The sequence below is a fragment of the Corallococcus sp. BB11-1 genome (assembly GCF_026626625.1).
GTDB classification, from domain to species: domain Bacteria; phylum Myxococcota; class Myxococcia; order Myxococcales; family Myxococcaceae; genus Corallococcus; species Corallococcus soli.
Genome location: NZ_JAPNJY010000029.1, coordinates 38,911 through 58,053 on the forward strand (window position 1 = coordinate 38,911; position 19,143 = coordinate 58,053).

14 protein-coding genes are annotated in these 19,143 nt (G+C 71.3%); 6 read left to right on the plus strand and 8 right to left on the minus strand.

The features are described 5' to 3' along the window. Positions 1 to 45: 45 nt before the first annotated feature. Positions 46 to 1,779: a DNA repair protein RecN gene (gene recN / locus OV207_RS25090; RefSeq protein WP_267557663.1), complete on the minus strand. Its 1,734-nt coding sequence runs from the start codon at positions 1,777 to 1,779 to the stop codon at positions 46 to 48. A 156-nt stretch (positions 1,780 to 1,935) separates the two neighbouring features. After that, positions 1,936 to 5,205 (minus strand): SNF2-related protein, encoded by a 3,270-nt coding sequence (locus OV207_RS25095; protein ID WP_420715259.1) that lies wholly within the window; start codon positions 5,203 to 5,205, stop codon positions 1,936 to 1,938. Between the two features lie 311 nt (positions 5,206 to 5,516). On the opposite strand from OV207_RS25095, the gene OV207_RS25100 reads away from it, so the two are divergent. The 5 genes from OV207_RS25100 (at position 5,517) to OV207_RS25120 (ending at position 9,854) form a co-directional block, all read left to right on the plus strand. Then, positions 5,517 to 6,053, plus strand: coding sequence for an adenine phosphoribosyltransferase (locus OV207_RS25100; protein ID WP_267557664.1), 537 nt, complete (start codon positions 5,517 to 5,519; stop codon positions 6,051 to 6,053). 103 nt (positions 6,054 to 6,156) lie between these two features. After that, a complete protein-coding gene (locus OV207_RS25105) occupies positions 6,157 to 6,771 on the plus strand; it encodes a TetR/AcrR family transcriptional regulator (RefSeq protein ID WP_193347859.1) in 615 nt (204 codons plus the stop codon). A gap of 76 nt (positions 6,772 to 6,847) precedes the next feature. Next, positions 6,848 to 7,345 (plus strand): pantetheine-phosphate adenylyltransferase, encoded by a 498-nt coding sequence (gene coaD, locus OV207_RS25110; RefSeq protein ID WP_193347858.1) that lies wholly within the window; start codon positions 6,848 to 6,850, stop codon positions 7,343 to 7,345. Beyond that, positions 7,342 to 8,088, plus strand: coding sequence for an MBL fold metallo-hydrolase (locus tag OV207_RS25115; RefSeq protein ID WP_267557665.1), 747 nt, complete (start codon positions 7,342 to 7,344; stop codon positions 8,086 to 8,088). The genes coaD and OV207_RS25115 overlap by 4 nt, the downstream gene beginning before the upstream one ends. Before the next feature lie 161 nt (positions 8,089 to 8,249). Next, positions 8,250 to 9,854, plus strand: coding sequence for a bifunctional metallophosphatase/5'-nucleotidase (locus OV207_RS25120; protein WP_267557666.1), 1,605 nt, complete (start codon positions 8,250 to 8,252; stop codon positions 9,852 to 9,854). A gap of 10 nt (positions 9,855 to 9,864) precedes the next feature. On the opposite strand, the gene OV207_RS25125 is transcribed toward OV207_RS25120, so the two are convergent. From OV207_RS25125 to OV207_RS25135, 3 genes are read right to left on the minus strand one after another with little or no spacing between them, the layout of a single operon-like run. Continuing rightward, entirely contained in the window at positions 9,865 to 10,638 is a 774-nt protein-coding gene (locus tag OV207_RS25125; protein ID WP_267557667.1) for a YdcF family protein, read from the minus strand. A 14-nt stretch (positions 10,639 to 10,652) separates the two neighbouring features. Beyond that, complete coding sequence (locus OV207_RS25130) at positions 10,653 to 12,491, minus strand: protein kinase domain-containing protein (protein ID WP_267557668.1); 1,839 nt, start codon at positions 12,489 to 12,491, stop codon at positions 10,653 to 10,655. Positions 12,492 to 12,549: 58 nt separating this feature from the next. After that, the gene (locus OV207_RS25135) at positions 12,550 to 13,395 is read right to left on the minus strand and encodes an NAD(+)/NADH kinase (protein WP_193347853.1); all 846 of its coding nucleotides are present in this window, start codon (positions 13,393 to 13,395) and stop codon (positions 12,550 to 12,552) included. 130 nt (positions 13,396 to 13,525) lie between these two features. On the opposite strand from OV207_RS25135, the gene OV207_RS25140 reads away from it, so the two are divergent. Next, positions 13,526 to 14,872 carry a replication-associated recombination protein A gene (locus tag OV207_RS25140; protein WP_267557669.1) on the plus strand — a complete coding sequence of 449 codons (1,347 nt, stop codon included), beginning with the start codon at positions 13,526 to 13,528 and terminating at the stop codon, positions 14,870 to 14,872. Positions 14,873 to 14,903: 31 nt separating this feature from the next. Here the strand turns inward: OV207_RS25140 and OV207_RS25145 are convergent, their stop codons facing one another. From OV207_RS25145 to OV207_RS25155, 3 genes are all read right to left on the minus strand, one after another. Next, entirely contained in the window at positions 14,904 to 16,379 is a 1,476-nt protein-coding gene (locus tag OV207_RS25145) for a sigma-54-dependent transcriptional regulator (RefSeq protein ID WP_267557670.1), read from the minus strand. Next, positions 16,376 to 17,956, minus strand: a complete 1,581-nt coding sequence (locus tag OV207_RS25150) for an ATP-binding protein (RefSeq protein ID WP_193347850.1) — start codon at positions 17,954 to 17,956, stop codon at positions 16,376 to 16,378. The genes OV207_RS25145 and OV207_RS25150 overlap by 4 nt, the downstream gene beginning before the upstream one ends. A gap of 166 nt (positions 17,957 to 18,122) precedes the next feature. Continuing rightward, positions 18,123 to 19,073 carry a diguanylate cyclase gene (locus OV207_RS25155; RefSeq protein ID WP_267557671.1) on the minus strand — a complete coding sequence of 317 codons (951 nt, stop codon included), beginning with the start codon at positions 19,071 to 19,073 and terminating at the stop codon, positions 18,123 to 18,125. Between the last annotated feature and the right edge of the window lie 70 nt (positions 19,074 to 19,143).

The following is a 19,143-nucleotide window of genomic DNA, read 5'->3' on the forward strand; positions in this document are numbered from 1 at the left end:
CGTCATGCCCTCCCCCCTGGGTCACCCCCACCTTCAGGGCCCGTTTCAGGCCGTCCGGCGCAGCCGGCCCCGGGGGCTGGTGCCCTCCGGACCTGATTCCCGGCGCGCCCGGGGGGAGCGGTGGGCCGAGCGGACCAGGGCCTCGGCCGCGCCCAGCGCCTCGCGCGTCACCTCCACGCCGGACATCATCCGCGCCAGTTCCTGCGTGCGCTCGGCGCCCGCCGCCAGGGGGAGCACCTGGGACACGGTGCGCTCGCCCCGGACGCTCTTGCGGATGAGCAGGTGCGCGTCCGCGTAGGCCGCCACCTGGGGCAGGTGCGTGATGCACAGCACCTGACGGTGGGAGCTGACCTCGCGAATCATCCGCCCCACCACGTCCGCGATGGCACCGCTCACGCCCGCGTCCGCCTCATCCAGCACGTAGCAGCCGCACGCGTCACTGTCCGCCAGTGCACGTTTGAGGGCCAACAGGAGCCGGCTCGCCTCGCCGCCCGAGGCCACCTTGGCCAGCGCGCGCGCCGGTTCGCCCGGGTTGGCGCTGAAGAAGAACTCCACCTCGTCCAGGCCGTCCGGACGCAGCGTCTCCCCGGCCGTCACGCGCACCTCGAAGGCGGCCTTGCCCATGGCCAGCCCGCCCAGGCCGTCTCGCACCTGCTGGGAGAAGGCCCCGGCGCTCGCCTTGCGCGCCTTGGACAGGGCCAGCGCCGCCTTGCGCGCCCGCTCCTCCACGCGCTTCTTCTCCTGGTTCAGCTCCTCCAGGATTTCGCGCCGGTTCTCCAGCGTGCCCAGTTCGGCCTCCAGCTCGCCGCGCTTCTGGAGGACCCCGTCCAGCGTCACGCCGTGCTTGCGGCACAGCCGCTTGAGCGCGTCCAGCCGCTCCTCCACCTCGCCCAGCCGCCCGGGGTCGGACTCCAGCCCCTCCACGTAGCGGTTGAGCCGGCGCGCCGCCTCTTCCAACTCCGACAGAGCGGTGCTGAGCGACTGGGCCACCGGCGCGAGCGACGCGTCGCACTTGACGCCCTCGTGCACGAGCCCCAGCGCGCGCCCGACGATCTCCACCGCCGAGGGCGCATCCCCGGCCACCAGCAGTTCCGCCTCCGCGCCGTAGCGCTTGAGCTTCTGCGCGCTGCCCAGCCGCCGGCGCTCCGCGTCCAGCTTCAGGTCCTCGCCGGACTCCGGGTCCAGGCGCGTGATTTCATCCAGTTGGAAGCGCAGGAACTCCGCGCGCTCGCGCACCTTGGCGTCGTCGCCGCCCAGGGCGTCCATGCGGGACTCCACCTCGCGCAGGTTCGCCCACTCGCGGCCGTACGCGGCCAGTGCGTCCTCCATGTGCCCGTACTTGTCGAGCAGCACCCGGTGCAGGCCGGGGTCGAAGAGGCTCACGTGTTCGTGCTGGCCGGCGATGTCCACCGCTCCCCGGGTGAGCTTCCCCAGGACGCCCAGCGTCACCAGCGCGCCGTTGACGTAGACCTTGCCGCGCCCGGTGCGCCCGAGCACCCGGCGCACCAGCACCTCGTCTCCCAGGTCGGGAAGGCCCAGCTCCTCCAGTCTCGAGGCCAGCACCGGCGTCCGGGCGAACACGCCCTCCACCGCCGCGTCCTCGCAGCCCGCCCGGATGACGTCCGCATCCGCCCTGCCCCCGAGCAGGAGGCCCAGCGCGTCCACCAGGATGGACTTGCCGGCCCCTGTCTCACCCGTGAGGACGGTGAGGCCGGCGCCAAACGCCACCTCCACCTCCTCAATCACCGCTACGTTCGAAATCCGAAGTCCCAGCAGCACGCGCGCCCTCGCGGTCCGTACGTCGCCCCAACACCTGAACACCCTAGCAGGTCGCGATGACACTGCACAGGTGTTCGGGTCGGGTGCACGCCGGGGGGGCGGGTGGGAAGGCGGGCCCGTTGGGACCACAACCTTTCCACCACCTCCTGGGGCCCATCAGATTTCGGTGAACAGCTCCTGGATGTCCTGCTCCGTGAGCGTGCGGCCCATGTCGTCCCCGTCCGTGCCGAGCACGCCGGCGGCCAGCTCCCGCTTGCGACGCTGGAGGCTGAGGATCTTCTCCTCCACCGTGCCGCGGGTGATCAGCTTGTAGCTGATGACCGCGCGCGTCTGACCGATGCGGTGCGTACGGTCCGTGGCCTGGTCCTCCACGGCCGGGTTCCACCACGGGTCGAAGTGGATGACGTAGTCGGCCGCGGTGAGGTTCAAGCCGGTGCCGCCCGCCTTCAAGCTGATGAAGAACAGCGGCGGCCCGTCCGGGCGGTTGTACTCGTCCACCTTGCCCATGCGGTCCTTGGTGCGACCGTCCAGGTACAGGTACTTCATGCCCTTCTTGTCGGCCTCCTGCTTCAGCAGCTCCAGCATCTCCGTGAACTGGCTGAAGACGAGCGCGCGGTGGCCCTCCGCGATGAGGTCCTCCACGAGCTGCATGAAGCGCTCGAGCTTCGCGCTGGACGGCAGCAGCGTGCCGGGCGGCATCTTGAGCAGGCGCGGATCGCAGCACACCTGCCGCAGGCGCATCAGCGCGGCCAGGATGGACACGCGGCTGCGCTTGAAGCCCACCTTCTCGATGGAGTCGTTCACCTTGCGGCGGCTCTCCTCCAGCACCTCGCGGTAGAGCGCGGCCTGCCCGGGCTCCATCTCGCACCACGCGACGCTCTCCGTCTTCGGCGGCAGGTCCTTGGCCACCTCCGTCTTGAGCCGGCGCATGATGAAGGGCTGGATGCGGCGGCGCAGCCGGTCCTTCGCGGTCGGGTCGTTGGCCACCTGGATGGGCTGCTCGTAGCGGTCACTGAAGCCCTCCGCGCTGCCCAGGAAGCCGGGCATCAGGAAGTCGAAGATGCTCCAGAGCTCCGACAGCCGGTTCTCCAGCGGCGTACCGGTGAGCGCCAGGCGCGTCTCGCTGGGCAGCGACTTGCACGCCTGCGCGGTGGCGCTGTCCGCGTTCTTGATGTTCTGCGCCTCGTCCAGGATGACGTAGCGGAAGCCCACCTGGGACAGCTGCTCCAGGTCGCGGCGCACCAGCGCGTACGACGTGAGCACCAGGTCCATGCCCTTGAGGTCCTCCGCCCGCTCGCGCCGGTCCTGCCCGTGCCACACCATGGCCTTGAGGCCCGGGGTGAAGCGCTCCGCCTCGCGCTCCCAGTTGGCGAGCACGCTCGTGGGCGCGACCACCAGCGACGGCTTGTGGCCCTCTTCGTTGGCCACCTTCTGCATCAGGCTCAGGGACTGGATGGTCTTTCCCAGACCCATGTCGTCCGCGAGGATGCCGGACAGCCCGTGCCGGCGCAGGAACCAGAGCCAGGACAGGCCCGCCTCCTGGTAGTGGCGCAGCGTGGCCTGGAGTCCCTCCGGCACGGAGACCTTCGGCACGCCCGCCGTCTCGCGCAGCGCGAGCATGGCCTGACGCGCCTTGGACTCCACCTCGGTGAATTCGCCCAGGTCCGCGAGCAGGTCCAACGCCACCGCCTGGTGCAGCGGCAGCCGCGTGCGCGTGCGGCCCGGCATGGCGCCGGCCTCCTCCAGGAGGTCCGCCACGCGCTTGATCTCCGCGGTGTCCGCCTCCGCGAAGGAGCCGTCCTTGAGGGGCACGAACTTGCGCCCCGAGTCCAGCCACATGCGGATGGCGCCCAGGTCCACGGCTTGATCGTCGGTGACGAACTCCGCGTCCAGGTCGAACCACTGCACGCCGCTCATGCCCACGCGGATGCGCGGCTTGAGCTTCGGACGCAGCCGCACCTTGGGGGCCGTGACGCCGTAGCGCTCCCACTCCGCCGGGAGGCCCGCCAGGCCCCGCGCCCAGAACTCCAGCGCCGCGTCGCCCGTCGCCTCGAAGGCCAGCGTGGGCACGTCGAAGCGCATCCCCTGGTCCAAGAGCAGCTTGCCCGCGGCGCGCTCCACCTCGTCGCGGCGGCGGTACAACTTGCGGGCGTCCTCGCCGACGCCGCTGGCGTAGCCCAGGTGCGTCGCGTTGGGTGACACCGCCACCGTCGTCTGGCCGTAGCGCGCGGCCAGTTGCACCTTCACGCGCTCGGCGGCGCCCTCCAGCGTGAGGACGAAGCGCGGCTCCACCGCCTCGTCGACCTCGATGTCGTCCGCCTTCAGCGACATGCGGAAGCGCGGCAGGTGCGCGGCGAAGAACGTCAGCACCCGGTCCAGCTGTCCGGCCGGGAAGGCCATGGACGGCTCCAGCAGCCACTTGCGCAGCAGGCGCGGCGGGAAGTCCGGCTCCACCGGGTGGAGGTTCTGCGCCTGGATGACCCAGGTGCGCCGCCCCGCCAGCACGATGACGTCCTTGAGCGCAGCGCCCACGCCGTCCGGGAACAGCAGCTCGATCTGCGCGGTGGCGCCGTCCGGACGCGACTCCAGGTGGATCTGCGGACGCACGGGCGCGTCCATGTAGACCAGCGGCGTGCCCCGGTAGATGACCCGGCGCTGGCGCAGCAATTCCAGCACCTCCACCAGGTCCTCGTCGGACAGCACGATGCGCGAGTCGTAGCGCTGCTCGTGCCGCGCCAGCACCATGAAGATGCGCTCGTCCGGGGGCGCGATGCGGCTGCCCGTCTGGAGCAGGCGCTTGACGTGGACCGGGCCCTTGGTCTGCGCGTCCTGACGGCGCACGTCCACGACCCAGTGCCGGCCGTTGGAGCCGCCCGTGCTCGTGTTCGCGGGGGTCAGCCGGTAGAGGAACTCGTAGTCCGGCAGCGACGACAGGCCCAGCCAGCTCTCCACCTTGGCGAGCGCGGGCAGGGTGACGCCCTCCATCCCCGGCGTGTCGCTGGGGATCTCCACCTCGTCGTCCGCGTGCATCCCGTCCTCCTCCGGCATCGGAGGAGGGGGCGGCGGCGGCGCGGCCTTCTGGGGCGGTGGCGGCGGTCGGAAGCGCGCGGCGTAGATGAGCGCCGCGGCGACGACGTGCTCACAGTGCGGGCCGGTGGTGTTCCACACCGGGCAGGTGCAGGAAGAAACGACCTTCCCCTCTGCCGGCATCAGGACCACGTCGTAGCGTTCGCCCGTCGGAGCCGCGACCTGCGCGCGGATGCGTTCGGGCTCACGTGTCAGGCCGAATACGCGGCGGCCCTCGGCCACCTCTCGACCTTTCTTGAACGTGGGGGGCTGGACCTCGGCCTTGAGGGCGCGAAGCCACAGTCCGTCTTGCGGGGAGAGAGGGTCTCGGGTGTCGGCGGTGGTTTGCACGGCTTGCAATGCCCCAGACTCCTTGGCCTTGGTCGGGGGGAACCGCCTCGCTTAACACAGCGAAGGCTTCCCCGCGCGCGGGAAAAAAACAGGGCGTCCGCCGGCGGATGACGTCCGCCTGCGCGAAGCTGTGAGATCATCAACGTCCGCCATGTCCTGGTCCCGTCCCAGACCCCCGGCTTTCCGGCCCCTCCCCCCAGGCGCCCCCGTCCAGGGGCCCGCCGGGCCGGCCGCTCCTCTCCGCGGGCTTCCCGGGCCTTCCCGGCCCCCCACGGACGGGGACACCCGCACGGACCGTCGCTCCTCCCGGAGGCTTCCCCATGTCGCTCGACCCCACGCTCGTCCCTGACCTCCAGGCCGTCCTGCGCGACGTGCCGGACTTCCCCAAGCCCGGCATCGTCTTCAAGGACATCACCCCCATGCTGGCCAACCCGCGCCTCTTCGGCCGCGTCGTCAACGCCATGTCGGCGCCCTTCCGGGGCCAGCACATCACCAAGGTCGTGGGCGTGGAGTCGCGCGGCTTCCTCCTGGGCGCCCCCATCGCGCTGGCGCTGGACGCGGGCTTCGTCCCCGCCCGCAAGCCCGGCAAGCTGCCCCACCGCCGCATCATCGAGCGCTACTCCCTGGAGTACGGCGCGGACGGCGTGGAGATGCACGAGGACGCCATCCTCCAGGGCGAGCGCATCCTCATCGTGGACGACGTGCTCGCCACCGGCGGCACCGCCGACGCCACCGCCCGGCTCGTCCAACGGCTGGGCGGGCAGCTCGTCGGCTTCAGCTTCCTCATGACGCTCGACTTCCTGGAGGGCCCCAAGCGGCTGGGGCACGACAAGGTGACGTCCCTCCTGTCGCTCTAGGCGCTCCCCGGCCTTGAGGCCCCGGCCCGCCCGCCCCCGGGTCGGGTTGACGTCCGCGCTGGCGCTGTTTATAAGTTGGTCACACAACCTAGAAACAACCCCCATGCCCCGTCCCTCCAACACCGAAGCGCGCCGCGAACAGATTGTCGCCGGGCTGCTCAAGGCCATGGCCGAGCGAGGCTACGAGGGCGCGTCGGTGGCGGAGATCGCCAGGGCGGCGGGCTTGAGCGCGGGGCTCGTCCACTACCACTTCGAGGACAAGCAGGAGATCCTCCTCACGCTGGTGCAGTCGCTGGCGTCTCGCGCGCGGCAGCGCTTCGCGGCCCGGGTGTCCAGGCTCCCGGCGGACGACGCACGGGGGCGGGTGGAGGCGTTCGTGGACGCGTTCCTCGCCACCGGGCCGGACTCGGACGTGGCGGCGGTGGCGGGCTGGGTGACCATCAGCGCGGAGGCCATCCGCCAGCCCGAGGTGCGCGTCGCCTACGAAGCCGTGGTGCGGGCGGACCTGGAGCAGTTGGAGGCGCTCGTGGCGGCGGTGGTGGGCCGGCGCCGGGCGCGCCCCCTGGCCGCGGGGTTGTTCGCCGCCATGCAGGGCTACTTCGTGCTCTCCGCGAGCGCGCCGGGGCTCGTGCCCCCGGGTTCGGCGGCGGGCACCGTGAAGCGCATGGCGGCGGGGCTGCTGGACGCGGCCGGGGCGGGCTCGCGGGAGGACGCATGAAGCGCTCGGGCGGACCGTCGTGGCGGTTTTCTTCCTTCCGGGCCCCCACGGCCGGGACTGTTCGTGGGGTGTCGTGATGACCATCGCGCTCTATGCCGGCAGCTTCGACCCCGTCACCGCGGGGCACCTGTCGGTGGTGCGCCAGGCGGCGCGCCTCTTCAGCCACGTGGTGGTGGTGGTGGCGGTCAACCCGAACAAGCACACGCTGCTCACCGCTTCAGAGCGGGTGGCGCTGGTGCGAGGCGCGGTGGCCCGGCACCCCAACGTCACCGTCACGCACACCGAAGGGCTCATCGTGGAGCTCGCGCGGGAGATTGGCGCGAGCGTGCTCCTGCGCGGCGTGCGGGGCGCCACCGATGCCCAGTTCGAGACGGAGCTCGCGCAGATGAACCGCGCGCTCGCGCCCGAGCTGTCCACCCTCTTCCTGCCCGCCGAGGCGCACCTGGCCGAGGTGTCCAGCAGCGCCCTCAAGGAGCGCATCGCGCGCGGCGAGGACGTGTCCGCCTTCTGCCCTCCCGCCGTCGTCGCGATGCTGCGCGAGCGGCTGACGTCTTCCCTCCGGAGCCCCCCATGAGCCTGTCCTTCGTCCCCCTCGGCGTCGGTGACGCGTTCTCCGCGCTGTACTACTCGTCGTGCCTGGCGCTGGAGGCCGAGGACCAGGTGCTGCTGCTGGACTGCCCGCACCCCATCCGCAAGATGATGCGCGAGGCGTCCGAGTCCTCCGGCGTGGCGCTGGACGTGGACCGCGTCAGCGCCGTGGCCCTCACGCACCTGCACGCGGACCACGCCTCCGGCCTGGAGGGCCTGGCCTACTTCTCCTTCTTCGTGCTGCACCGGAAGATGGAGCTGCTCGCGCACCCGAGCGTCACGCGCCGCCTCTGGGATGGCCACCTGGCCGCGGGCATGGAGTGCCTCATCGAGCAGCAGGGCGCCGGCCCCAGCCACAAGCACTTCGAGGACTACTTCACGCACACGCCGCTGCACCTGGAGCGCTCGGTGCGCCACGGGCCCTTCGAAATCGAGTGCCGCTTCACCTACCACCACGTGCCCACCACCGCGTTCCGCATCCGCGCCGGGGGCCGGTGCCTGGGCTACAGCGCGGACACCGCGTTCGACGAGGGCCTCATCGCCTGGCTGTCGGAGGCGGACCTCGTCATCCACGAGACCAACTACGGCGTGCACACGCCCTACGAGAAGCTGGCCGCGCTGCCGGAAGCCACGCGGGCGAAGATGCGCCTCATCCACTACCCAGACGGTTTCGACGCGAGCACGAGCGTCATCGAACCGCTGGTGCAGGGTCGGCGCTACACGGTCTGAGCAGGGAGCGCGCGTTCGTTTGGATGCCCTTCTTCCTCCGGGAAGATGGACGCGCATCTGGCGCGTTGCGCCATGCCCGGCCTGCTCGCGTTCATGCGCCGAGTGCGCTACGCCGAGTGGGACTGGCGCTCCCCCGTGCCCCCGCAAGAGAACGACCCCCGATGATGAAGATGACCGTGAGCGCCCGGGCCGCGCTCCTGCCGCTCGCACTGGTGCTGGCCGCCCACTCCGCGGGGGCCGCCGCGCCGACGCCGGCTCCGCCGAAGCCCGCCGCCACGGGGGACACCGTCCGGCTCACCCTGCTCCACCTCAACGACGTGTACCAGTTCCAGCCCACGTCCCAGAACCGGGGCGGCCTGTCGCGCGTGGCCACGCTGCGACAGCAGGCGCTGAAGGAGTCCCCGAACGTCCTCACGCTGATGGCGGGCGACACCCTCTCCCCGTCGGTGGAGTCCTCCGCGGAGGTGGAGGGCGAGGCGCTCAAGGGCCGGCAGATGATCGACGCGTGGAACGCGCTCGGCGTGGACTACGCGGTCGTGGGCAACCACGAGTTCGACTTCGGGGACGACGTGCTGCGCGCGCGCCTCCAGCAGTCGCGCTTCCCGTGGCTGGGCGCCAACGTGATGAGCGTGAAGTCCGGCCAGGTGTTCGACGGGATGAAGGCGTGGGACCTGCGCGAGGTGGGCGGCGTGAAGGTGGGCATCTTCGGCGTGGTGCTGCCGGAGACGCAGACGTCGTCCAGGCCGGGGCCGGACACGCGCATCACGCCGTTCTGCGAGGCGGCGAAGCGCGCCGTGGACGAAGTGCGCGCGGCCGGGGCCCAGCTCGTCGTGGCGCTCACGCACCTGGCGGTGGAGCAGGACCGGGAGCTGGCGAAGTGCGTGCGCGTGGACGTCATCATCGGCGGGCACGACCACGACCGCGTGGAGGAGACCGTCGCGGGCACGCCCATCTTCAAGCTGGACGAGGACGCGGTGGACCTGGGCCGGCTCACGCTGGACCTGGACGCGAAGACGGGCGCGGTGAAGAAGCTGGCGTGGAAGGTGGTGCCCATCACCGCGAAGGTGCCGGACGACGCGGCCTTCAACGCGCAGATGCAGCCCTACGCGCCCCTGCTCGCCACGCTGGCCGAGCGCATCGGCCGCTCCCCGGTGGCGCTGGATGCTCGCAGCGCGCAGAACCGGCTGGGCGAAACGAACCTGGGCTCGTTCCTGGCGGACACGTTCCGCGAGGCGACGGGCGCGGACGTGGCGCTCGTCAACGGGGGCGCCGTGCGCGCGGACCGGGTGCTGCCCGCGGGGACGATGACGCGGCGGGAGCTGTATTCGCTCATGCCCTACCGCAATGAGCTGGTGATGCTGGAGGTGACGGGCACGACGCTGCGCGCGGCGCTGGAGAACGGCGTCAGCCTGAGCAGCGTGGACGGCAAGCCGCCCGGCCGCTTCCCGCAGGTGTCCGGCCTGCGCTTCACCTACGACCTGCGCAAGCCCCCAGGGGAGCGCGTCACGCGGGTGGAGGTGCGGGGCCGGATGCTGGACGACGCGGCGGTGTACCGACTGGCCACGCTGAGCTTCATCGCCTCCGGCAACGACGGCTACACGATGTTCAAGGAGCTGCCCGTGAGCCGGGGCCTGCCGTCGCCGTGGGACGCGCTCGCCGGGGCCTTCAGCACCGGCAAGCCCATGCCGCGCGCGAAGCCCCAGGGCCGCATCGCCCTGCGGGGCGCGCCGCGGGGGGGCCTGCGCGCGCCTCCGACGATGAAGTAGCGACGGCGCGCTACGGCGTCGTCCACCCGCGCAGCCGGTACACGACCCGCCCCGCCAGCTCGCGCAGCATGTCCGTGCTCTGGCTGAGCCCGCCCGCGCGCGGCAGCCAGCTCAGGCGGCCCGGCGGAATGGGCGAGGAGCGCACGTCCACCGCGAGCGTGTCCGGCCGCAGCCCCACCGCCGCGAAGCAGCCCGCCGCCCTTGGGAGGTGCGCGGCGCTCGTCACCAGCAGGAGCGACTTCCAGCCGTGCTCGCGCACCAGGGGTTCGGCGTTGAGCGCGTTCTCCCGGGTGTTGCGGCTGCGGCCCTCCTTCACGATGCGCTCGGGCGCGATGCCCCAGTGCTCCAGTTGCCGGGCCAGCACGTCCGCCTCCACCACCGCCTCCGGCCTCGCGTCCAGGGTGCCGCCCGACAGCAGCACCTGCTTCGCGCGGCCGTCACGCAGAAGCTCGAAGCCGCGCATGATGCGCTCCGGCGCGGCGTTGTACTCCGGCTGCCCCGAGCGCTCCGTGGCCGACGCGTCCAGCCCGCCGCCCAGCAGGATGACCGCGTCGTAGACGGTCTCCGGCTGGAGCGTGCTCACCGCGCCGCCCTCCGTCGCGCGCGTGAGCAGCGCCACCACGGGCTCGATGGAGAAGGCGTACAGCACCGCGAGCGCTGCGAGCTGGAGCCCCACCGACACGCGCGCGCGCCTGCGCCACAGCAGGCTGCCCACGCCCAGCAGCAGCGCCCAGGTGAGCGGGGAGAGCAGCAGATCCAACACCTTGGAGAGGACGAGGAACATGGCGGGACGCCGGGCTACCGGCCCTTCTTTCCGCCCGACAGGTAGCGGCGGGCCTCGGCCGCGTCGTCGCCCTGCGGCTCCAGATCCAGGTAGCGCTGGTAGTGCTCGCGAGCCTCCTTCGCCTTCCCCGCCCGCGCGCCCATCCGCCCCAGCGCCAGGTGACACAGCACGGAGGCCTCATCCAGCTCCAGGCACCGCTTGAAGTCCGAACGGGCCTGCATCGCGTTGCCGCGCCGGAGCTGGTTCATGCCCACCAGGTACGACGCGCTCGCCTCCGGGTGACGGTCGTTCCAGTAGTAGACGAACCCCTTCATGCCCCGGGGCGCCGGAGCCGGTCCCCCCTTGCTCCCGGGGACCGACTCCTCCCCCTTCACGCCCCCTGGGACGGATGGGGGAGGCGGCGGCTCCGGGCGCAGCCGCTCCAGCGTCACCTGCACGCGCTCGGGCACCGCCGACGCCGAGACGGTGGTGGTCCAGGGCTGGTAGCCCACGAACAGCAGCTCCAGCCGGTGGGACGCGGGCCCGGAGGGCACCTCCAGCACGGTCGGCGACATCCCCACCGGGACGCCATCCCAGCGCACCTGCGCGCCTGGCGGCGTCGTCACCACCTGGAGCCTGCGCACGGACGGGACCAGCGGCTCCGGTGCCACCGCGCGCCAGACGCCCCACGCCACCACGGCCACCGCCACGAGCGCCCCCCAGACCCAGACGGGCACCGAACCGCGCGGGCCGGACTCGGCGGACGCCACCGGGGCCACGGCTCCCGTCTCCACCTGCTCGGTCGACTCCAGGGCGCGGTGCACCGAGGAGGCCGACGCGGGCTCCTCCGGGCCGCGCGGCCCGTCCTCCCCGGTCCAGATGCCCACCTGGCGCAGGAAGGACGCGGGGATCCGCGGCTCCTGGCCCGCGAGCTTGAGCTCCTCCTCGAACAGCCACCCCATCAGGTGGCGCAGCGTGGAGGAGGGAAACAGGGGCGCCCGGTTCGCGAGCCACTCGGACAGGGCGCGCTGGAAGTCCTCCGCGCTCGTGAAGCGGTCATCGCGCCGCAGGGCCAGCGCCCGCGACAGGAGCGACGCGAGCGCGGCATCCAGCTCCGGCACGTACTGGTGCGCGGGCGTCAGCTGCCCCCGGGCGATGCGATCCATCACCGCGTGCGCGTCCCCCTCCACCGGCCGGCGCCCGGTGAGCAATTCGAAGAGCACCACGCCCGCCGTGTACACGTCCGAGCGCGCATCCAACGGCTCCGCGCGCGTCTGCTCCGGGGAGAAGTAGAGGTACTTGCCCCGCACCACGCCGACCTGCGTCTCCGGCCGCCCCGACAGCTGCGCCTTGGCGATGCCGAAGTCGGCGAGCTTCACCTCGCCCTCGTAGCTGACGAGCACGTTGTCCGGCGACACGTCGCGGTGCACCAGCCCCAGCGGGCGGCCCTCCTCGTCGCGGCGGGTGTGCGCGTGGTGCAGCCCCTTGCAGACCTCCACCACCAGTCCCACCGCCAGCGGCGCGGGCAGGTGCGCAAGCCCCTTCAGCCTGGAGCGCTTGAGCAGGTGCGACAGGGGCTGCCCGTCCACCCACTCCATCGCGAGGAAGTACTCCCCCTCCTCCTGCCCGAAGTCGAAGACCTGGACGATGTTGCCGTGGCTCAGGCCCATGGAGATGCGCGCCTCGTTGAGGAACATCTCCACGAAGGCCGGGTCCTGCGCGTAGGGGTCCCTCACGCGCTTGATGACCACGGCGCGCGACACGCCCGGCGCCAGCGTGAAGCGCGCGCGGTGCACCACCGCCATCCCGCCCGCCCCCAGGCGCTCCTGCAACTCGTACTTCCCGAACCGCGTCGTGTGCGCACCCGTCGTCACGGGGCGGGAGGGTACTCCACGCCCGCGCCGCGAGGGGAGCCCCACCCTGGAGCAGCGCTCAGCGCTCGCCCCAGTGGAGCTTCTGCCGGAGGATGGTGAAGAAGGCCACGCGGGGGTTTCGCACCAGGCCCACGCGGTTGGGCGAGCGCACCACTTCAATGCAGTCCCCCGTCTGCAGCGAGTGGCCCGTCTGCCCATCCAGCGTGAGGTACGTGTCCGCCGTCTCGCTCTTCAACGTGATGCGGATGGTGCGGTCCGCCGGCACCACGATGGCGCGCTGGGTCAGCGCGTGCGAACAGATGGGCGACAGGATGGTGCAGTCCACCGAGGGGTGCACGATGGGCCCGCCCGCGGACAGCGAATACGCGGTGGACCCCGTCGGCGTGGCCAGGATGATTCCGTCCGACTTGTAGGTCGTGATGGGGACGCCGTCGATGGAGGTCTCGTGGTCCGCGATGCGCGCCAGCGCGCCCTTGTTGATGACCACGTCGTTGAGGATTTCGTCCTCGATGAGGACCTTGCCGCCGCGCATCAGCCGGCACGACAGCTTCATCCGCGAGTCCACGTGGAAGTCGCCCGCCAGCACGTCCGCCAGCCGGGTGAACAGCTCCTCCACCGGCACTTCGGTCATGAAGCCCAGGCTGCCCAGGTTGACGCCGATGATGGGCACGTTGCGCCCGCCCAGCAGGCGCGCGGCGTAGATGAGGGTGCCGTCGCCGCCCAGCACCACCACCGCGTCCGCGCGCGCGGCCAGGTCCCGGTCCTCCACGCGCGGCCAGTTCAGCGCATGCGCCAGGGCACGGTCCGCCAGCACCGTCAGGTTCGGGTAGCGCTCATGGATCTCCGCCGCCAGGGCCACGGCCTGCGGGGTGTCTCGCTTCGCGACGATGACCAGGGTCTGCACGCCCCCAGGGTTCTAGTCCAGGCGGCCAGCCGGGGGTGCAAGGGAAATGACGCACCTGCCCGACGCCGGACATCCCCCGGGGACATGGGGAGGGCGCGGAGGCATCCGGGACGCTAGGTTCAGGGACGACATGGACCTGTTCGACCACGCCAGCCAGAAGGAAACGGCCACCCTGGCGCCGCTCGCCGAGCGCATGCGGCCGACCACCCTCTCCGAGTACCTGGGCCAGGACCACCTGACCGGCGAGGGGCGCTTCCTGCGCCGCGCCCTGGAGAACGACCAGGTGCCCAGCCTCATCCTCTGGGGCCCGCCGGGCACGGGCAAGACGACGCTCGCCCAGCTCGTCGCGCGCTCCACCGGGGCCTCCTTCGAGACGATGTCCGCCGTGCTCGCGGGCGTGAAGGACATCCGCGAGACGGTGGCCCGCGCCCAGGATCGCTGGAAGCTCCACCGCCAGCGCACGCTGCTCTTCATCGATGAGATCCACCGCTTCAACAAGTCCCAGCAGGACGCGCTCCTGCCCCACGTGGAGAAGGGCACCGTCACGCTGATTGGCGCCACCACGGAGAACCCGTCGTTCGAAGTGAACGCCGCGCTCCTGTCCCGCTGCCGCGTCATCACCCTGCGGGGCCTGGAGCAGGAGGAGCTGGTCGCGGTGATGCGCCGCGCGGTGGCGGACCCCAGGGGCCTGGGCGGCAAGGTGACGGTGGACGACGCGGCGCTGGACTTCATCGCGGACGCGGCCGGAGGCGACGCGCGCAAGGCCCTCACCGCGCTGGAGGCGGCGGCCGCCCACGGCGGCACCCAGGTGGACCGCAAGGTGGCGGAGGAGGCGCTCCAGCAGAAGCTGCTGCTCTACGACAAGGGCGGCGAGGAGCACTACAACGTCGTCAGCGCCTTCATCAAATCCATGCGCGGCAGCGACGTGGACGCGGCGCTCTACTGGATGACACGCATGCTGGAGGCGGGCGAGGACCCCGTCTTCCTCTTCCGCCGCATGGTCATCTTCGCGTCGGAGGACGTGGGCAACGCGGACCCGCGCGCGCTGGGCGTGGCGGTGGACGCGCTCCGGGCGTTCCAGCTCATGGGCCTGCCCGAAGGCACCCTGCCCCTCACCCAGGCCGTGACGTACCTGGCGCTGGCGCCCAAGTCGAACGCCGTCATCTCCGCCTACGCCGCCGTGCGCGAGGCCGTGACGAAGGAGGGCGCGCTGCCGGTGCCCATGCACCTGCGCAACGCACCCACGAAGCTGATGAAGTCGCTGGGCTACGGCGGCGGGTACAAGTACCCGCACAACTTCGAGGGCAACTACGTCCCGGAGGACTACCTGCCCGAAGCGCTGCGCGCCCGCTGCTTCTACACCCCGACGCGCAACGGCTTCGAGGCGGAGCTGTCCGAGCGCTACGAGACCATCCAGCAGCAGCTCGCCGCCCGGCGCGAGGCGAAGGGCGAGCGCGAACCCGGGGAGGACGGCTGAGGTGCCGTCCTCCCGCGAGGGGGCGACAGCGTCAGGACACGGCTTCGAGCACGGGCACGCCCGGCCCGGTGTCCGAGTCCGGCCCCTTGGTCTGCCGGGGCTTCATGCTCCGGCCGGCGACCTCGTACTGCTTGAGCAGGCGGCGGAAGTTGGAGCGGTCCACGCCGGCCGCGCGCGCCGCGCTGGACACGTTGTGGTTGTTCTTCTCCAGGAGCGCGGACAGGTAGCGGCGCTCGAAGGCGCGCATGGCCAGGCGCTTGGCCTGGGCGTACGGCAGGTGCGCCAGGCTGAACACCTCCACCGCCGAGTCGGCCTGGGGCGCGGCCTGGAAGCCGGTCGGCAGGTCCTCCACGTCGACGGCGTCGTTGGCGGTGAGCACCACCGCGCGCTCGATGACGTTCTCCAGTTCGCGCACGTTGCCCGTCCACCGGTTGCAGGTGAGGGCCTCCATGGCGCGGGGGGTGATGCCGTTGACCTTCTTGTCCGCCTTGCCGGTGTAGACCTTGAGGAAGTGGTGCGCGAGCAGCGGCACGTCCTCCGGGCGGTCGCGCAGGGGCGGCAGGTCGATGGTGATGACGTTGAGCCGGTAGAACAGGTCCTCGCGGAACTTGCCCTGCTCCTTGGCGCGCGACAGGTCCACGTGCGTGGCGGCGATGACGCGCACGTCCACCTTCACGGGCTCGTTGGCGCCCACGCGCTTCACCTCACCCTCCTGGAGGACGCGCAGCAGGCGCACCTGGGTGGCCGGGGGCACGTCGCCAATCTCGTCCAGGAAGATGGTGCCGCCGTCGGCCGCCTCGAAGAGGCCCTTCTTGTTGCCCGTGGCGCCCGTGAAGCTGCCCTTCACGTGGCCGAACAGCTCGCTCTCCAGCAGCGTCTCCGTCAGCGCCGAACAGTTGACGGCGACGAAGGGCTTGTCACGGCGGGCGCTGCGGTAGTGGATGGCGCGCGCGACCAGCTCCTTGCCGGTGCCGCTCTCACCCTGGATGAGGACCGTGGCGGTGGAGTGGCTGACGGTCTCCACCAGCTTGAACACGGCGCGCATCTGCGACGACTGCCCGATGAGGTCCTCGAACTGGCTGCGCGCGGTGAGCGCCTCCTCCAGCGCGCGCGTGCGGTCCTTGAGGGACTTGCGCTCGGCGGCCTTGGCCACCGTGAGGCTCACCTCGTCGATGTTCTCGAAGGGCTTGGTGAGGTAGTCGTACGCGCCCGCCTTCACCGCCTCCACCGCCGTCTCCACGGTGGCGAAGGCCGTCATCATGATGACCTCCACGTCCGGGCGGTCCGCCTTGATGGCGCGCAAGAGGTCCATGCCGGACAGGTGCGGCATCTTGATGTCGAGCACGACCACGTCGATGGACGGGTCCTTCGCCGCCGCGAGCCCCTCCACCGCGTCGTCAATGGCGACGACGGGGTGCCCCTCCCGCTGGAGGATCTGGGTGACGGCCTTGAGGACGACGGAGTCGTCATCCACGACGAGGACCTTGGCGCGCTTGACTTGGTTCACGGCAACCTCTCGAGCTGCAGGGGAATGGGCAGGAAGACGGTGAAGCGGGAGCCATCGCCGACGTGGGTGTCCACCTGGAAGGTGCCCCCGTGGTCCTGGACGATGCGGTAGGCGATGGACAGGCCCAGGCCCGTGCCCTCGCCCGGAGGCTTGGTGGTGAAGGACGGCTCGAAGATGCGCGGCAGGTGGCGCTCCTCGATGCCCGTCCCGGTGTCCGTCACCGCGAAGAAGCACCGGTCGCCCTCGCGGCCCGTCTCCAGCGACAGGCGCCCGGTGCCTTCGGGCAGCGCGTACAGGCCGTTCTGCAGCAGGTTGAGCACCACCTGCGCGAGCTGGCCGGCGTCGCCGTACACCTTGGGCAGCCCGTCCTTCAGGCCCAGCTTCAGCTCCACCCGGGGCATGGACTTGAGCTGCGCGCGGAAGAGCACCGCGGCGTCCTCCACGCACTTGGACACGTCGAAGAGGCGGCGGTCCTCCACGCGGCTGTGCCGGCTGAACTTCAGCAGGCTCTCCACGATGCGCTTGCAGCGCAGCGCGCTCTCTTCAATCAGCTTCAGCGACTCCAGGTCGCTGCCGCTGCGTCCCGCGTCGCGCGACATGAGCTGCGCGAAGGCCAGGATGCCGCCCAGCGGGTTGTTGATTTCGTGCGCCACGCCGCCCGCCAGCTGCCCCACCGCCGCCATCTTCTCCGTCTCGATGAGCCGGCGCGTCATCGCCTGCTCCTCCGTGACGTCGCGGTAGGTGCACACCGCGCGGTCGTCGCCCGCGAACGGATAGGCGGCCACCACGTAGCTGCGCCCGCCCTCGCGCACCTCGCCGCGCGCGCCCTTGCCGCTCTCCATCGCGGAGGGCAGCGGGCAGCCCGCGCACGGCGTGTCCCGGCCGAACAGGTACTGGTGGCACGGCACGTCGGAGGGCACCTCTTCAATGGAGCGGCGCGCCACCTGCGCGTAGGCCACGTTCGCGCGGCGCACGGCGAAGTCCCGCGCGCGCACCACCGCGAGCGGCGTCTCCATGCAGTCGAAGGACAGCTCCCACTCGCGCTTGGCCGCGGAGAGCAGCCGCGTGCGCACCGCGACGCGCTCCTCCAGGTCCGCGTTGAGCCGCTTCAGCTCCGCGTTCTGCTCCTGGGTGACGCGGTAGAGCCGGTCGTTCTCCGTCTGGAGCGCGTGCTGCTCGAAGGCGCTCTTGACGGTGAGCACCAGGTGGCTGTCGTTCCAGGGCTTGGAGATGAAGCGGAAGATTTCGGAGCGGTTGATGGCCTCTTCGATGGCCTGCTGATCCGCCTGCCCCGTCAGCATGATGCGCTGGGCCCGGGGCTCCTGCTGCTTCACCTGGGTGAGGAACTCCACCCCGTTCATCCCCGGCATGCGGAAGTCGGAGATGACGACCTCCGGGTGGAAGCGCTCCAGCGTGCGCAGGCCGGCCTCCGCGTCCGTCGCCGTCTCGATGTCCCACTCACCCCGCCGCAGCACCCGCCGGATGGACTTGAGGATGTTCTCCTCGTCGTCCACGAGCAGCAGCCGCCCTCGGGCGACCGGGTCCTGCGCTTGTGCTTGTGCCACCAGGGTTCCCATGGACTTTCCGGGTTTGGACAATTGCAATGGCCTTGCCAAACCAGAGATTTGGATAAACCCCGGGAATCACGTCCATTTTCCAAGACCTGACAAAAAGGGGCAAGGTCATCATAGACCCACCACCCCCAAACGGGTCAAATCAGACCCTGGGTGCATGACCCCTGGGTCAGCCGACCCGTGAGGGCGGGGCCGAAAACAGGGGGGCGGGCGGGTGCAGGCAGATGCGGTCCCGCCCCTCGCGCTTGGCGCGGTAGAGGGCCTCGTCGGCGGTGAGCAGCAGCTGCTCGGGCGTGAGGATGGCGCGGTGGGGGAAGCTGGAGACGCCCAGCGAGGCCGTCACGCGCAGGGCCCCCTCCGGCCCCGCATGCAGGTCGCTGATGCCCCTGCGCACGCGCTCCGCGACGGTGAGGGCTCCCGGCAGGTGGGTACAGGGCAGGAGGATGGCGAACTCCTCGCCGCCGTAGCGGGCCACCAGGTCGGTTTCACGCACGCTGTGCTGGAGCGACGCGGCCACCTCCCGGAGCACCCGGTCGCCCGCGCCGTGGCCGTGGGCGTCGTTGATGTTCTTGAAGTGGTCCAGGTCCACCAGGATGAGCGACAGGCTCTCGTCGTAGCGCTGCGCGCGCCGGAACTCCTCGCGCAGCCGCTCCTGGAAGTAGCGGTGGTTGTGCACCTGGGTGAGCCCGTCCGTGACGGCCAGCCGGCGCAGCTCCTCGACCTGGGAGTGGAGTTCTGTCCACTTCTGGTGCGTCTCCAGGCTCCGGTAGAGCCGGATTCGCAGTTCTTCCTCGTCCCAGGGGGTCAAAATCAACTCAGCCCCCCGCCTCAGCGCGGCGAGCCTCAGGGCCTTGTCCTCCGGGGGGGCCAGCACCACCACCGGAGGCCGGGGTGTGGGGCCGGGTGGGGTGAGCGCCTCCAGGAGGGCGTGGGCCTCGGCGGGGCTCGCTTCGCCGGGGCACAGCAGGACGCCGTCTACCTCCTGGGTCAGCCCCAGGGCCTCCGGCCCCGAGCGCGCCACCCGCAGGGCGAAGTCCTCGGGGCCGAGCGTGCGCACCAGGTGGGGCAGCAGTGCCTGCGAATCATCGACGACCAGCAGCGTGAAGGGCTTGGTTTTCACCGTGTCCCCGTAAAATGATGACTAGACGGTACTATAGGGGTTTGTCACGGGGAGGGCCATGGGGTTTGCC